Here is a 14830-nt window from a genome sequence, read left to right on the forward strand (position 1 = left end):
TCGGGCTGTGCCGCACCGACCCGGTGCGGCACAGCCCACCCACCCGGCCGCAGCGCGGCCACGACCCGGAGCACCACCATGCGCAAACTCCTCGCCGCCGTCACCATCGGCGCCCTGCTGTCCGGCGGGTCGCTCGCCGTGACCGCCACCTCCGCGACCGCGGCCCCCGTGAGCACGACGGTGGCCGCCAAGAAGGTCGTCCCGAAGGTGACGATCAAGAAGATCCCCACGAAGCGCGCCCCGTACGGTGGCAAGGCGACGGTCAAGCCGCGCGTCGCCGTCGTCGGCGTGGTGTCCGTGAAGTCCAAGACGCTCACGGTGAAGAAGAAGTCGACCGGCAAGACGGTCGTGAAGAAGGCGAAGAAGGCGAGGCTGGCGCCGGGCACGTACAAGGTGACGACCAAGGTCCGCTTCCAGCGGTACGACTCGGTGACACGGCAGGCGCTGGGCGGTGTCAAGACGAAGACCCGCACCCAGACGCTCGTCGTGAAGAAGGGCAAGCGTCCCTCGAGCACCGCCCCGATCAACGTGGACGACTGCCCGGGCTGGGCCCCGATCAAGGGCAACCAGTCGGGCATCTACCACGTGCCCGGCGGCCGCTGGTACGACGTGACCAACCCCGAGGAGTGCTTCACCACGGAGTCCGCGGCGGTCAACGCGGGCTACCGGGCCTCGAAGAACGGCTGACCTCCCCGGTCGGGTGAAGGGCCGGTGCCTGCGGGCGCCGGCCCTTCACCGTCCCACCCGGGGCCGCCGTCGGGTACGTGGGCGGACTACCCTGGAGGGGTCCGCGCCCACGGCGCGGCGTGCGCCGACGGGAGCCCCCAGTGCGCGACACGACACGACGACGTCCCAGGAGGGCACCCATGACCGACACCACGTCGGCACCCGCGACCACGCCCGGATTCGACGAGGTCCTCGGGCAGCACAAGGTCCGCTCGCTCGCGCTGGCCGAGGCCGGCCGCCACCAGATCCGGCTCGCGGAGCACGAGATGCCGGGCCTCATGGCGCTGCGCGAGGAGTTCGGTGCGGCGCAGCCGCTGGCGGGCGCCCGCATCGCCGGGTCGCTGCACATGACCGTGCAGACGGCGGTGCTCATCGAGACGCTGGTCGCCCTCGGCGCGCAGGTGCGCTGGGCGAGCTGCAACATCTTCTCCACGCAGGACGAGGCCGCCGCGGCGGTCGTCGTCGGACCGCACGGCACCCCGGAGGCGCCGCAGGGCGTGCCGGTGTTCGCCTGGAAGGGCGAGTCGCTGGAGGAGTACTGGGACTGCACCGAGCAGATCCTCGTGTGGCCGGGCGACGAGGGGCCGAACCTCATCCTCGACGACGGCGGGGACGCGACGATGCTGGTCCACCTGGGCCTGCAGTACGAGCGCGCGGGCATCGTGCCGCCGGACACCCTGCCCGGCGAGCCGGACCACACCCACGAGATGAACGTGGTGCGCAGCGTCCTGCGTCGTGCCCTGGAGTCGGACCCGCTGCGCTGGACGGGCATCGCCCAGCAGCTCGGTGGCGTCACCGAGGAGACCACGACGGGCGTGCACCGCCTCTACCACCTCGCGGAGGCGGGCGAGCTGCTGTTCCCGGCGATCAACGTCAACGACTCGGTGACGAAGTCGAAGTTCGACAACAAGTACGGCATCCGCCACTCGCTGCCCGACGGCATCAACCGCGCCACCGACATCCTCATCGGTGGCAAGGTCGCGTTCGTCGCGGGCTACGGCGACGTCGGCAAGGGCGCCGCCGAGGCGTTCCGCGGCCAGGGTGCGCGTGTCATCGTGTCCGAGGTGGACCCGATCTGCGCCCTCCAGGCGGCGATGGACGGCTTCCAGGTCGCGCGCCTGGAGGACGTCGTCGGCGAGGCGGACTTCTTCATCACCACGACGGGCAACAAGGACGTCGTGCGGGTCGAGCACATGCTCGCCATGAAGGACAAGGCCGTCGTGGGCAACATCGGCCACTTCGACAACGAGATCGACATGGCGGGCCTCGAGGGCGTGCCGGGCGTCGTCAAGACCGAGATCAAGCCGCAGGTCCACGAGTGGACGCTCCCGGCGGGCGAGGGCCGTGCCGAGCGGTCGATCATCGTGCTGTCGGAGGGTCGCCTGCTCAACCTGGGCAACGCGACCGGCCACCCGTCGTTCGTCATGTCGAACTCGTTCGCGAACCAGGTCATCGGTCAGCTCGAGCTGTTCGCCGACATGGCCCGCCCCGCCGAGGAGCGGCAGTACGAGCGCCAGGTCTACCGCCTGCCCAAGGTGCTGGACGAGAAGGTCGCCCGCCTCCACCTCGACGCCCTCGGCGTCCGGCTCACCGCGCTGAGCCCGTCGCAGGCCGACTACCTGGGTGTGCCCGTCGAGGGGCCGTACAAGCCCGAGCACTACCGGTACTGAGGTCCCGAGGCCGGCGCCCCGCCGGTCCGGGACGGACGACGCCCCCTGCCGCGAGTCGCGGCAGGGGGCGTCGTCGGCTCAGGAGCAGTTCTCCTGGGTGAACGCGTCGAGCTCGGTCGTGGCCTGGCCGAACTCCTCGTTCGTCATCCGCTCGGTGGCCTCGGTGAGCGCCTCCTGGTCGGCGTTCGCGGGGTCGGTCAGGGCGTCGCCCATGACCTCGGCCATGCCGCGGAAGGCGTCGGCGAACACACCGAACGACTCCTCGATCTCGGCCGGCGGCTCGACGGCGTCGAGCTCGGCGGAGATCGACTCGAGCTTCTCGACGGCGGCGTCCGGCTCGCCGGACATGATCGAGCCCATGTCGCCGGTCTGGGCCTCGAGCGAGGCGAAGGTGTCGCAGAACGCCGCCGTGCTCTCGTCGTCGCCGGAACAGGCGGCCAGGGTGAAGGTCAGGGCGGCGGCGGACAGCAGGGCCCCGCCGCGGAGCAGATGGTTGCGCATGGCACCCAGCCTAGGGTGCATCGAGGATCTCTTCAGCAGGCTCTCAGCGGATGGACGTCAGTCCCGCGGGTCGGGGACCGCGTAGGGGAGCCGGTGCAGGACGGCGGCCTGCGCGGCGGCGCGGTCCCGCTCGACCTCGCCGCGCACCAGCTCACGCTCCCGCCGCTCGTGCAGGACGGCGTGGAGGAAGGTCTCCGCGGACGTCCCGGGCGGCGGGCCGGGTGCCACGTACGCCTCGACCTGGCCCGCCAGGGTGTCGGTGAGATGACGCCGCGACGCCGGTGACAGGCGGGGCGCCCGGTCGAGCACCTGCCGCACCTCGAGCGCGAGGCCGTCCGGCAGCCGGCGGATGTCCGCGCCCCGCACCCAGGTCTCCAGCCCGGGCGCCAGCACCAGCGGCGTCGTCCACCCGCGCGAGCTGCGGACGCGCACCGCGTACGTCCCGGCCAGCAGGTCACCCAGCCGCTTGCCCTTCGCGTTCGACAGCGACGCGATCACCGCCACCGAGCCGAAGGTCAGCCACAGCTCGAACACCCCCACGAGCGCCCGCACCAGCGCGTGCCGGAACCGGACAGGACCGCCGTCGTCCCGCACGACGCGCAGCCCCATGACGAGCTTGCCCGTCGACCGCCCGCGCGACAGCGTCTCGACGGTCACCGGCAGGACGACCAGCAGCGCCACGGCCAGGGCGATCGACAGCGTCCGGCCCCACTGCTGGTCGAGCACCAGCGACGAGCCGGAGACCATGTACAGCACGACCAGGGCGAGGACCCCCACGACCACCACGTCGACCAGTGCGCCGACGGCGCGGGTCGCGAACGACGCGGGCCGGGTCTCGAGGACGACGCCCTCGCCGATGACGATTCCCTGGTGCACCGCGCCTCCGCTGTCGTCGCAGGCCGCACCCGTCCGGGGCGACCCGGTGCCCCGGTCGCAGGGGCACCTGTGGCAGGGTATCGCTCGTGGACCTGGACGCCTTCAGCACCGTGCACGGACCCGAGTGGCGACGCCTCGAGGAGCTCGTGCGCCGCCGCCGCCTCGACGGTGCGGAGTCGGACGAGCTGGTCCGTCTCTACCAGGCGGTCGCGACCCACCTGTCGACCGTCCGGTCGGCCGCCCCCGACCCGGTCACGGTCGCCCGGCTGTCGGACCTGCTGGCCCGGGCCAGGACCCGCATCTCCGGGGCGCACGAGCCAGGCTGGAGCGACGTGACCCGGTTCGCGCTCGTCACCGTCCCGGTCGCGCTGTACCGGATCCGCTGGTGGACGCTCGCCGTGACCGTCGCGTTCCTCGCCGTCGCGGTCGTGGTGGGGGTGCAGGTCGCCACCGACCCGGCCGCGCTCGCCGCGATGGGCACGCCCTCGGAGCAGGAGCAGTACGTCCAGCAGGCCTTCGCGTCCTACTACGACCCGAAACTGTCGTTCGCGGCGATGGTGTGGACGAACAACGCGTGGATCGCCGCGCTGATGATCGGGCTCGGCATCACCGGCGTCGGCCCCGTCTACGTGCTGTACACCAACGCCGTCTCCATCGGCGGCATCGGCGGCATGATGGCCGCCCACGGCGAGCTCTCGCTCTTCCTCCAGCTCATCACCCCCCACGGGCTGCTGGAGCTGACGAGCATCTTCGTGGCGGGGGCCGCGGGGCTGCGGATCTTCTGGGCCTGGGTCGCTCCCGGACCGCGACGACGCTCGGTGGCGCTCGCGGCGGAAGCACGCTCGCTGATCACCGTGGCCGTCGGCCTCGTGGGGGCGCTGGCGCTGTCCGGCGTCGTCGAGGGCTTCGTCACCGGATCGACGCTGCCGTGGTGGCTGAAGATCGTCATCGGGGCGCTCGCGCTCGGGGCGTTCCTCGCGTACTTCCTGGTGCTCGGTCGGCGCGCGGTCCGGGCGGGGGAGACCGGCGACCTCGACGCCGACCGGGCGGGCGTCGTCCTGCCGACCGCGGGCTGAGCGTCCGGCGCCGGCGCGTGGGCCGACACCGGGCGGCGGGCGCGGGCCGTCAGAGCCGCCCGGCCGCCTTGAGCGCGAGGTAGGTGTCGGCGAGCCGTGGGGCGAGCTGTGCCGGCAGCGCCTCGACCACCTCGGCACCGTGCCGGCGCAGCACCGCCGCGACGGCCGACCGCTCCAGGTCGGCGCGCGCCGCCGCCGCGGCCGTGTACACCTCCTCGGAGTCGCCCCGGTCGCGGCGCATGGTCGCCATCTCCGCGTCCGCGACGGCGGCGACGACGACCTGGTGGGTGCCCGTGAGGAGGTCGACCACGGGCAGCAGGCCGGTCTCCACGGCGGCGGGGTCGAGCGAGGTCAGGAGCACCACGAGGGAGCGCTGGGAGACGCGGGAGCGCACCTGGGCGACGAGGCCGGGCCAGTCGGTCTCCAGCAGCACGGGGTCGACCGTGGCCAGCGACTCGGCCATCGCCGGGAGCAGCCGCGGCCCGGCGGCGCCGGCGACCTGCGCCCGCACGGCCCGGTCGTAGGCCAGCACCTGCACCCGGTCGCCCGCGCGGTCGGCCAGCGCCCCGAGCAGCAGCGCGGCCTCGATGCTCGCCTCGAGCCGGGTGCCCCCGGTGTTGACCGAACCGTCGTCGAGGAGCCCGATGCGGGCCGCGGAGGTGCGGCCCGTGTCCAGCACGACGACGACCCGGCGGTCGCGCTCCGGGCGCCACGTGCGCACGACGACGTCGCCGCCGCGGGCTGTGGCGCGCCAGTCGATGGAGCGGACGTCGTCGCCGACGACGTACTCGCGCAGGGAGTCGAACTCGGTGCCCTCGCCGCGCACCTGGACCGCGGCGCGGCCGTCCATCTCGCGCAGTCGGGCGAGGCGGCTCGGCAGGTGACGTCGGGACGCGAACTCGGGCAGGACGCGCAGGGCGCCGCCGGCGGGCAGGGAGCGCTGGCGTCCCGCCAGACCCAGGGGACCGGTCGTGCGGACCGTCACCGGGCCCGCGAGCCGTTGCCCGCGGCGGGTCGGCAGCAGCGGGGTGCGCAGCCGCACCGACCCGCCGGGCGGCAGGTCGACGTCGTGCCGGGCGGTGGCGGTGACGGCCGCGGGGTCGGTGTGGGGCGTCAGACCGCCCTCGACGCGGTCCGTGGCCAGCGACGGCGGCCACGCGTCGCGGACCCGGCCGCGCAGCCGCCGCGCCCCGGTGTGCGTCACGACCAGCGTCGAGGCCGTCGGCGTGCCGACGCGCGCCGACGTCGGGACCGACCGCTGGACGGTCACCTGCTGAGGCGACGCGGCGAGCAGCACGTCCAGGGCGCACGCCGCCACGACGAGCAGCCCCCATGCGAGGGCCGTCCCCGGCACCGGCCACACGGCGACCGGGAGCACGCCGAGCGCGGCGAGGGCGACCGCCCTCCAGGTCAGGGCCACGTCAGCGGGGGACCGGGACGGTGGCCAGGACGGTGCCCAGCACCGACTCGGCCGTGACGCCCTCCAGCTCCGCCTCGGGGCGCAGCTGGACGCGGTGGCGCAAGGCCGGGAAGGCGAGCGCCTTGACGTCGTCCGGGGTGACGAACATCCGTCCCGACAGCCAGGCCCAGGCGCGGGCCGCGGCGAGCAGCGACGTCGCGCCGCGGGGCGAGACGCCGAGCTGGAGCGACGGCGACTGCCGGGTCGCGCGGCACACGTCGACGGCGTACCCGAGCACCTCGGGGGCGACCTCGACGCGGCGGACCTCCGCCCGGGCGCGGGCCAGCGTGGCACCGTCGGCGACGGCGCCGACCCCGGCCGCGGCCAGGTCGCGAGGGTCGAACCCGGCGGCGTGCCGCGCCAGCACCTCGACCTCGGCGTCCCGTTCCGGCAGGGGCAGCAGCACCTTGAGCAGGAACCGGTCGAGCTGCGCCTCCGGCAGCGGGTAGGTGCCCTCGTGCTCGACGGGGTTCTGCGTGGCGATGACGAGGAACGGCTCCGGCAGCGGGCGCGGCGAGCCGTCCACCGACACCTGGCGCTCCTCCATGGCCTCCAGCAGGGACGCCTGGGTCTTGGGCGGGGTGCGGTTGATCTCGTCGGCCAGCAGCAGGTTGGTGAACACCGGCCCCTGCCGGAAGGAGAACTCCGCGGAGCGCGCGTCGTACACCAGCGAGCCGGTGACGTCGCCGGGCATGAGGTCCGGGGTGAACTGCACCCGCTTGAAGTCGAGGTCCAGCGCGGCCGCGAGGGAGCGCACGAGCAACGTCTTGGCGACGCCGGGCACGCCCTCCAGCAGCACGTGCCCCGAGCAGAGCAGCGCGATGAGCAGGCTCGTCACCGCGGAGTCCTGCCCGACGACGGCCTTGCCGACCTCGGTGCGGACGGCGGCGAGCGCACGGCGCAGCTCCAGCGTCGGCTGCGCGGGCTCCGACGGCGGGGCCGCCGCGGTGGGGGCGGGCGCCCCCTGCGCGTCGGGCGCCGGCCGGTCGCTCACGGGGTCGGGTACAGACCCGGTGTCCTGGGCGGTCGGTGCCGCAGCGACGGCGGGCGCCGTCGGCGCCACGGCAGGGAGTCCGTCGGGTGCCGGGGCGCCGGGGGGTGTCGGTGCGGGCAGGTTCTCGTCGGGGTGGGTCACGATCGGTGGACCTCGCTCTCCAGGATGTCGAGTCGGCGCGCGAGCTCGACCAGCTCGGCGTCGTCGGCGGGTGGTGGGCCGTAGAGCAGGGCGTCGACCTCGAGCGGGTCGTGCCCGGTGGCGCGGGCGACGGCGTCGACGAAGGTCGTCCGGTCCGCGGACCGGGGGACGCCGAGGCGGCGGGCGATCTGGTCGGCCGTCGAGGCGCGCAGGGCGGCGCCGCCGTGGCCGCGGGCGCGCGCCCGGCGGTACAGGCGGGCGCGACCACGTGTCGACTCGGCGGCCGGGACGACCACGGGCAGGTCCTCGGCGACCAGCGGGCCGAGGCGTCGTCCGCGCCACACCGCGGCCACGACGGCCACGAGCGCGGCCCAGCCCAGCACGGCGGCGAGCCACCGCGGGACCACGTCGCCGGCCTCGGGCTCGACCTGGCCGGGTTCCGCCGGGTCGTCGATCGCCGAGAGGTCGGTGGGGTCCTGGACCAGCCAGACGAGGCGGTCGTGCGCGCCGAGCAGGTGCAGCGCCAGCGTGCCCGCCCCCTCGACGAGCACGGAGTCGTTGCGCAGGAGGGACGGGTCGTGCACGACCGTGACCTCCCGGCCGTCGACCGTCAGCGCTGCGAGGGCCGCCGCGCCGTCGTCGTCGGTCCAGCAGGTCGTGACGCCGGGCGCGGACGCCACCAGCCCGGTCTCCAGGCGCACGGTGCCGGCGGCGACGGCGGCGGGGAGGTCGCAGGCCGGTTCGAGGGTCGTCGGGGCGGTGCCCCACGCGTCCGGCAGCACGGCGCCCCCGGTGAGGGCGTCCGCGAGGTCGCGCCCCGGTCCGGCGAGGACGACGTCCGCGCCGACGGTGGCCAGGGCCTCGGCCTGCTCCGTCACCATCAGCGGGGCGGGCGCGACGAGCAGGGTGCTGCCCGGCCCGGCGGCCTCGACGGCGTCGGCGACGGTCGTGACGTGCTCGACCTCGACGCCCTGGTCGCCGAGCACCTGGGCGAGGGCGCGCCCGCCCTCCGGGCCGTCGTTGTCGGGGTCGAAGGGGATCGACGAGCCGGGCGGCCGGGAGACGGCCAGCACGAGCACCGTCAGGGCGAGCGCGACGAGGCCGACGGTGAACCAGCCGACGGAGCGGCGACGCCGGGAGGCGCGCTCGGCGTCGGGCACGCGGTCCTGGGGGGTGCTCGTCCAGGTCCGCGTGGGGACGGCGGGCGCGCTCATGCCACGACCGCCGGGGCGGGTGCCGGGCTGGCGGCGCGTACCTGCTCGTCGAGCCGGCGCAGCGTGTCGTCGTCGCGCGGACCTGCTGGGAGACGGCCGTAGCAGACGCCGTCGAACAGGGCGGCAGCAGCGTGCAGGGGGTCCGCGAGGCCGGGCAGCCGCTCGCCGCCCGCGACGGCGGCCTCGACCGCGGTGCGGCCCGGCCGCTCGTCGAGGACGACGCGCTCCTCGAGCTCCCGCACGACCGCCCGGAAGCGTTCGAGCACGGCGGTCGCCCAGTCGGCGCGTGCCGCGGCGGCGTCGGCGGCGGCCCGCATCTCGGCGGCCGTGCGCGGGTCGTCCTCGTGCACGACGACGGAGGAGGCGCGCCGGCGCCGGCGCAGTCGGACGGGGCCGGTGAGCCACCACGCGACGGCGATCACCGCGGCCAGGACGACCACGACCGCCACCGCGACCGGGGTCGACCAGACCAGGCTGCCCTCGAGGCCGTCGAACAGCCCGACGAACCAGTCGATCAGCCGCATGAGCAGCGACTCGTCCTGCGCGTACTCCGGCCTCGCCAGCTCCTCGGTGAGCCACCGGGTCGCCGTCGGGCGGTCCGGGTCCACCGGGACCTCGGACGCGAGGGCGGCCAGGGTCGTCGGGGCGGCCCCGGACGTCACAGGCTCGTCGCCGTCGGCGGGACCGTCCCGGTCGAGGGCTGCGCGGCGCGCGCGGCGGCCCGGGCGAGCGCGACGTCGAGACCCTCGCGCCGCATCCGGACGTCGGTGTAGACGAGCGCGACCACGCCGGAGACGAAGACGATCACCACGAGGGTCGCCACGACGGAGGCGACGATCGTGGTGAGCAGGAAGCCCCAGCCGAAGGACCCGCCGTCGATGGCCATGCCGACCATGCCCAGCGGGTAGCCGACCACCTGGCCGACGAGGCCGGCGATGATGCTCGCGAGCAGGTAGGTGCCGAGGATCCGCCAGAAGTTCTGCCGCGTCAGACGCCAGGCCCGCGCGATGGTGGCGCCGAGCCGCGCACCCTCGAGGACGAGGGCGGGCACGACCAGCACGAGCCGGACCATCAGCCACAGGACGAGCGCGACCGCGCCGACGGCCAGCGCGAGCCCGACGAGCACCGTGACGACCACGGACCCGGTGGCCTCGCCGACGCCGGCGGTGAGGAGCACGGCGGCGACCAGGACGACGCTCAGCCCGACGGTGAGGACCACCGTCCGCAGCAGCATCCAGCCGATGAGCACGCCGAGGCGGGGCCGCAGCCGGGTCCACACCTCGCCGGGGGTGAGCTTGCGGCCCACGACGGACTGGCTGACCGAGACCGTCACGATGCCCTCGGCGACGGGCTGGGCGAAGAGCAGGGTGAGCGACAGGGCGCCGGAGACGGCCATCAGCTGGGACAGCATCCCGACGTCGGGGGCCAGGAGCTCCGTGCCGGGCTGGCCGGCGAGGTCCCCGAACAGGCCGGCGAACCACGGCACCGCGAGCTGGGCGAGCAGCGTGGCGAGCAGCGTGGCGACGGCCACGACGATCGTGACCAGGCCCAGCACCACGGCGGGGTTGTGCCGGACGGCACCGAACGCGCCGTCGAACACCTCGCCGAGCGAGAGCGGTCGCAGGGGCACGATGCCGGGCTTGGCGGCGGCGGGCCCGTACGGGGACGGCGGGTACGGCGACCCGGGCGGCGGCGTCGGGCCGCCCTGCGGAGCGGGAGCCCCGTACCTGCCCTGCCCGTACTGCCCCTGCCCGTACCGTCCCTGCTCGGGCGCGGGCGGGCGCGGCGCGTCCCCCCAGCCCGCGGGCGGGGTCGGCTGGTCGGGCGTGCTCATGCGGCCTCCCTGAGGCGCCGGTGGACGAATGATGCCGCCACGACCCTATCGTCTCGCCACCTGCGGACGCGCCCTGCCACCGGACCTGTGGACGGGCTGGCAGACTGTGCCCATGAAGTCCCGTGTCCTGGTGGTCGACGACGACACAGCGTTGGCCGAGATGATCGGCATCGTCCTGGAGTCGGAAGGTTTCGAGCCGAGCTACTGCGCCGACGGCGACCAAGCCTTCGACGTGTTCCGTGCGACCCAGCCCGACCTCGTCCTGCTCGACGTCATGCTGCCCGGGAAGGACGGCATCGAGATCGCCCGGGAGATCCGTGCCGAGTCGGGCGTGCCGATCATCATGCTCACGGCGCGCACGGACACCGTCGACGTGGTGCTCGGCCTCGAGTCCGGTGCGGACGACTACGTCACCAAGCCGTTCAAGCCGAAGGAGCTCGTCGCCCGCGTGCGCGCCCGGCTGCGCCGCACCGACGACCCCGGCCCGGAGCGGCTGCGCATCGGCGACGTCGAGATCGACGTCACCGGCCACGCCGTGACGCGCGACGGGGAACGCATCGCCCTGACGCCGCTCGAGTTCGACCTGCTCGTCGAGCTCGCGCGCAAGCCGTGGCAGGTGTTCACGCGCGAGGTGCTGCTGGAGAAGGTCTGGGGCTACCGGCACAGCGCCGACACGCGGCTGGTGAACGTCCACGTCCAGCGTCTGCGGTCCAAGATCGAGCGCGACCCGGAGAACCCGGAGGTCGTCCAGACGGTGCGGGGCGTCGGATACAAGGCCGGTGCCCCCCGCTGACGACGCCGCGGCCGCCGGCGCGCGGGCGCACGCCCCGGCCCGGCAGCGCGGCGTCGAGGCGGTCGACTGGGTCGTGGTCGGGGCGCGGTCGCTGGCCCGCCGGTGGCGCTCGTCGATGCAGGTGCGCGTGGTCACGTCCGCCCTGGCGCTCGGCATCGTCGCGGTCGCGGTCCTGGGGATCTACCTGTCGTTCTCGATCCGTGACGGGCTCTTCGAGCAGCGTGTCGACCAGATCGAGAGCGAGAACGCGGCCCTGACCCAGCAGGTGCGCACCACGCTCGCCGGGTCGCCCGCGACCAGCCCGGGGGACCAGCAGTCCCTGCTGCGCGACGTCATCCTGTCCCTCAGCGCGGGCGGCTCGAGCGCCCAGGACTACTTCCTGCGGCAGGCCCCCGACCAGGGCCTGCCCCTGGTCGATCCCGCGTCGAGCCGCACCCTGGCCGTCGACGACGTCGTGTCGCCCGCCCTGCGCGCGGCCACCCTCGCCACCGACGACCAGGTCCTGCAGTCGGTGGCGATCCCCGGTGTCGCCACCGACTCCGGCGTCGACGAGCCGGGCGTCGTCGTCGGCTCCGTCGTCGAGGTCCCCTCCGGCGGCACCTTCGAGCTGTACGCGCTGTACTCGTTGTCCTCCGAGCAGGAGACCCTGGGGTTCGTGCAGCGCACCCTCGCCGTCGGTGCCCTCGCGATCCTCGCGATGATCGGCGTGCTCACCTGGATCGTGACGCGGCAGACGGTGGCACCCGTGCGGCGGGCCGCGGCGGCGGCCGCCCAGCTCGGGGAGGGTCGGCTCGACGTCCGCGTCCCGGGCTCCAAGGGTCACGACGAGATGGCGACCCTCGCGCGGACCTTCAACGAGATGGCGGCGAGCCTGGAGGAGCAGATCGCCCGCATGGAGGAGCTCTCCGCCGCGCAGCGCCGCTTCGTGTCCGACGTCTCCCACGAGCTGCGCACCCCGCTGACCACCATCCGCATGGCCGGGGAGGTCATCCACGCCTCGCGCGACGACCTCGAACCCGCGGCACGCCGGTCCGCCGAGCTCCTCCAGACCCAGCTCGACCGCTTCGAGGACCTCCTCACCGACCTGCTGGAGATCAGCAGGTTCGACGCCGGCGCCGCCGAGCTCGACGTCGAGCAGCGGGACCTGCGCGACGTCGTCACCAACGTCGTCGACACCGCCGCGCCGCTCGCCGAGCGCAAGGAGGTCTTCCTCTCCGTCGTCATGCCCGAACGGCCCGTCCGGGCCGACGTCGACCCGCGCCGGGTCGAGCGGATACTGCGCAACCTCGTCGTCAACGCGGTCGAGCACGCCGAGGACAGACCCGTCGAGGTGACGGTCGACGGCGACGAGCACGCCGTCGCCGTCGTCGTGCGGGACTACGGCGTCGGGCTCACCGTCCCCGAGCTCAACCACGTGTTCGACCGGTTCTGGCGTGCCGACCCGGCCCGCGCCCGCACCACCGGCGGCACCGGCCTCGGCCTGGCGATCTCCCAGGAGGACGCCCGCCTGCACGCCGGACGCCTCGAGGCGTGGGGGCGGCCGGGGGAGGGCGCCAGCTTCCGGCTGACCCTGCCGCGTCGCGCCGGGATCGCGCTCGGTCAGTCCCCGCTGCCGTTGCAGGGTCCGTCGCGGGCCGGCGGGCAGCACGTCCCCACCGGGCAGGTGCCCGTCGTCAACCCGCCGACCGGACCGACCCCGACCGCCATCCCCGACCTGGCGACCGCCGAGGAGGACAGCCATGAGGGCAGGTGAACGGTTCCGCCGCGCGGCGGCGCTCGCCGGGGGCGCCGCCCTCGCCCTCGCGCTGGGCGCCTGCGCGAGCATGCCCGACGACGGCCCCGTCATGGAGAGCACCGTCCAGGTCGACACGGCGGGCGAGATCGCCTTCAACGTGCAGGGTCCGGCGGTCGACGCCGGCCCGGAGCAGCTCGTCCAGAGCTTCGTCAGCGTCGCCCAGTTCGCGCCGGCCAGCGCCAGCACCGCGAACGTCGCCCGCGAGTACGTGCTGCCGAGCGCCTGGTCCGGCTGGGACCGCACGTCGCGCGTGCTCGTGCTGTCCCAGTACCCCGAGTGGCAGTCGGCCGAGGTCGAGGAGGGTGCCACGTCCACGACGGTCGAGGGTGTCGCCCAGGTCGTGGCCACGGTCGACGAGGTCGGCGTCTACACCGAGCTCGCCGAACCCTCCACCGTCGACGTGTCCTACCAGCTCGTCCGTGGTCCCGACGGCCAGTGGCGCATCGGCGGCCTCGACGACGGTCTGCTCGTCCTGGCGAACTTCCTCGGCGACTCGTTCCACCGGACCACCCTCAGCTACCCCACGCCGGACCGGCAGTGGTGGGTGCCGGACGTGCGGTGGTTCCCGGAGCAGTCCTGGCGCACCGCCGCGACCCGGGAGATCCTCGCCGGGCCGCCGGCGCACCTCGCCCAGTCGACGATCTCGGTCGTGCCCGACGGCACGACGCTCGCCATCGACGCGGTGACGGTCGACGAGGACGGGGTCGTCGACGTGTCGGTGACGTCGCCGATCAGCGGCGCGTCCGCCGAGGACCGGGCGCTCCTCGTCGCCCAGCTCTCCGAGACGCTCCGCGACCGGGAGGGCCGCAGCGTCGTGCTGTCCGACGGGTCGTCCCCGCTCGCGACCGAGTCCGTCGCCGAACCGTCGCGCCCGCTCACCGTGGGGGACGCCCTCGCGCTCGTCGACGCCGACGGCGTCCCCACGCTGCAGCGCGTCGTGGGGCGCGAGCTCACGGACCCCGCCGGACCGTACTGGCTCGACGGCCTCGACCCGACGGCGCTGGGCGTCGGCCCGGAGGACGGCGCGACCGTCGTGCGGGACGGCACCGACCGGCTCGTGCGGGTGTCCGGCGAGGCACCCGTCGAGCTGCTCGTCGGAACCGACCTCGTCGCGCCCGGCGTCGACCGGTTCGGCACCGTGTGGACGGCCGACCGGACGGCGGTCCGCGCCGTGCTGCCCGACGGGGCCGTCGTCGCGGTCGACGGCGACTGGGTGGACGGGCGGCAGGTGCGCTCCCTCGCCGTCTCGCCCGAGGGTGCGCGCCTGGCCGTCGTGCTGGACGGGACGGAGGGCCCGGAGGCGTGGGTCGCGGCGATCGAGCGGGACGCCGACGACGTGCCGACCGGCCTGGCGGCCGCGGCGCGCGTCGGCGCGCCGGTCGGCGGCGTCACCTCCGCCGCGTGGTTCGAGGAGTCGACGCTGATCCTGCTCGGGCGGGACGCGGACGGCGCCGAGGCCCTGTACCTCGCCGGCGTCGGCGGTCTCGCCGGCCCCGGCGGCGGGGAGTCCCGCCTGTACACGTCGCCGAGCGGGGTCACCCGGGTGACGGCCGGCGTGGGCGGGGCGAGCCCTCCGCTCGTGGTGGACGACGACGGGACCCTGCAGGTGCGGCAGAGCGCCGCCCTGTGGCCGTCGATCGCCGAGGGTGTCGTGGCGGTCGCCTACCCGGGCTGACGCGCCCCGGGGTCCGTCCACCGGGGACCGGGCGGCGCGCCTCTCCACCGTCTCCGGGACGACGACGGGGCGCCCG

Annotated in this window: 13 protein-coding genes; 6 read left to right on the plus strand and 7 right to left on the minus strand. The window is 74.9% G+C overall.

What is annotated here, in order from left to right; translation table 11 throughout:
* The first annotated feature begins 78 nt into the window (after positions 1 to 78).
* Both I598_RS16650 and ahcY read left to right on the plus strand, forming a co-directional pair.
* Positions 79 to 687 (plus strand): sunset domain-containing protein, encoded by a 609-nt coding sequence (locus I598_RS16650; RefSeq protein WP_068204315.1) that lies wholly within the window; start codon positions 79 to 81, stop codon positions 685 to 687.
* Positions 688 to 866: 179 nt separating this feature from the next.
* Complete coding sequence (gene ahcY, locus I598_RS16655; RefSeq protein WP_068204316.1) at positions 867 to 2396, plus strand: adenosylhomocysteinase; 1530 nt, start codon at positions 867 to 869, stop codon at positions 2394 to 2396.
* Positions 2397 to 2474: 78 nt separating this feature from the next.
* On the opposite strand, the gene I598_RS16660 is transcribed toward ahcY, so the two are convergent.
* The gene (locus I598_RS16660) at positions 2475 to 2897 is read right to left on the minus strand and encodes a hypothetical protein (protein WP_068204319.1); all 423 of its coding nucleotides are present in this window, start codon (positions 2895 to 2897) and stop codon (positions 2475 to 2477) included.
* 57 nt (positions 2898 to 2954) lie between these two features.
* Positions 2955 to 3773: an RDD family protein gene (locus I598_RS16665; RefSeq protein ID WP_068204322.1), complete on the minus strand. Its 819-nt coding sequence runs from the start codon at positions 3771 to 3773 to the stop codon at positions 2955 to 2957.
* A gap of 86 nt (positions 3774 to 3859) precedes the next feature.
* On the opposite strand from I598_RS16665, the gene I598_RS16670 reads away from it, so the two are divergent.
* Entirely contained in the window at positions 3860 to 4849 is a 990-nt protein-coding gene (locus tag I598_RS16670; RefSeq protein WP_068204325.1) for a stage II sporulation protein M, read from the plus strand.
* Positions 4850 to 4898: 49 nt separating this feature from the next.
* Here the strand turns inward: I598_RS16670 and I598_RS16675 are convergent, their stop codons facing one another.
* The 5 genes from I598_RS16675 to I598_RS16695 form a co-directional block, all read right to left on the minus strand.
* Positions 4899 to 6269, minus strand: coding sequence for a DUF58 domain-containing protein (locus tag I598_RS16675; protein ID WP_068204328.1), 1371 nt, complete (start codon positions 6267 to 6269; stop codon positions 4899 to 4901).
* Between the two features lies 1 nt (position 6270).
* Positions 6271 to 7302, minus strand: coding sequence for an AAA family ATPase (locus I598_RS16680; protein ID WP_068205393.1), 1032 nt, complete (start codon positions 7300 to 7302; stop codon positions 6271 to 6273).
* A gap of 137 nt (positions 7303 to 7439) precedes the next feature.
* Entirely contained in the window at positions 7440 to 8657 is a 1218-nt protein-coding gene (locus tag I598_RS16685) for a DUF4350 domain-containing protein (protein WP_068204330.1), read from the minus strand.
* Entirely contained in the window at positions 8654 to 9319 is a 666-nt protein-coding gene (locus I598_RS16690) for a DUF4129 domain-containing protein (RefSeq protein ID WP_232314207.1), read from the minus strand. The genes I598_RS16685 and I598_RS16690 overlap by 4 nt, the downstream gene beginning before the upstream one ends.
* Complete coding sequence (locus I598_RS16695) at positions 9316 to 10491, minus strand: glycerophosphoryl diester phosphodiesterase membrane domain-containing protein (protein WP_068204333.1); 1176 nt, start codon at positions 10489 to 10491, stop codon at positions 9316 to 9318. Before I598_RS16695 ends, I598_RS16690 begins: the two co-directional genes overlap by 4 nt.
* Before the next feature lie 112 nt (positions 10492 to 10603).
* On the opposite strand from I598_RS16695, the gene mtrA reads away from it, so the two are divergent.
* The 3 genes from mtrA to I598_RS16710 are packed head-to-tail and all read left to right on the plus strand — an operon-like array spanning position 10604 to position 14754.
* On the plus strand, positions 10604 to 11284 hold the full coding sequence (gene mtrA / locus I598_RS16700; RefSeq protein WP_068204336.1) for an MtrAB system response regulator MtrA: 681 nt from the start codon (positions 10604 to 10606) through the stop codon (positions 11282 to 11284).
* A complete protein-coding gene (mtrB, locus tag I598_RS16705) occupies positions 11271 to 13037 on the plus strand; it encodes an MtrAB system histidine kinase MtrB (RefSeq protein ID WP_068204339.1) in 1767 nt (588 codons plus the stop codon). Before mtrA ends, mtrB begins: the two co-directional genes overlap by 14 nt.
* Entirely contained in the window at positions 13024 to 14754 is a 1731-nt protein-coding gene (locus I598_RS16710) for an LpqB family beta-propeller domain-containing protein (protein WP_068204342.1), read from the plus strand. Before mtrB ends, I598_RS16710 begins: the two co-directional genes overlap by 14 nt.
* The last annotated feature ends 76 nt before the right edge of the window (positions 14755 to 14830 follow it).

It is taken from the genome of Isoptericola dokdonensis DS-3, from assembly GCF_001636295.1.
In the GTDB taxonomy this organism is placed as follows: domain Bacteria; phylum Actinomycetota; class Actinomycetes; order Actinomycetales; family Cellulomonadaceae; genus Isoptericola; species Isoptericola dokdonensis.

Excerpts from the sequence above, each read along its gene's own strand:
- mtrA (WP_068204336.1), top strand. The coding sequence starts at position 10,604 with ATGAAGTCCCGTGTCCTGGTGGTCGACGACGACACAGCGTTGGCCGAG.
- I598_RS16695 (WP_068204333.1), bottom strand. The coding sequence starts at position 10,491 with ATGAGCACGCCCGACCAGCCGACCCCGCCCGCGGGCTGGGGGGACGCG.
- I598_RS16650 (WP_068204315.1), top strand. The coding sequence starts at position 79 with ATGCGCAAACTCCTCGCCGCCGTCACCATCGGCGCCCTGCTGTCCGGC.
- I598_RS16685 (WP_068204330.1), bottom strand. The coding sequence starts at position 8,657 with ATGAGCGCGCCCGCCGTCCCCACGCGGACCTGGACGAGCACCCCCCAG.
- ahcY (WP_068204316.1), top strand. The coding sequence starts at position 867 with ATGACCGACACCACGTCGGCACCCGCGACCACGCCCGGATTCGACGAG.
- I598_RS16710 (WP_068204342.1), top strand. The coding sequence starts at position 13,024 with ATGAGGGCAGGTGAACGGTTCCGCCGCGCGGCGGCGCTCGCCGGGGGC.
- I598_RS16660 (WP_068204319.1), bottom strand. The coding sequence starts at position 2,897 with ATGCGCAACCATCTGCTCCGCGGCGGGGCCCTGCTGTCCGCCGCCGCC.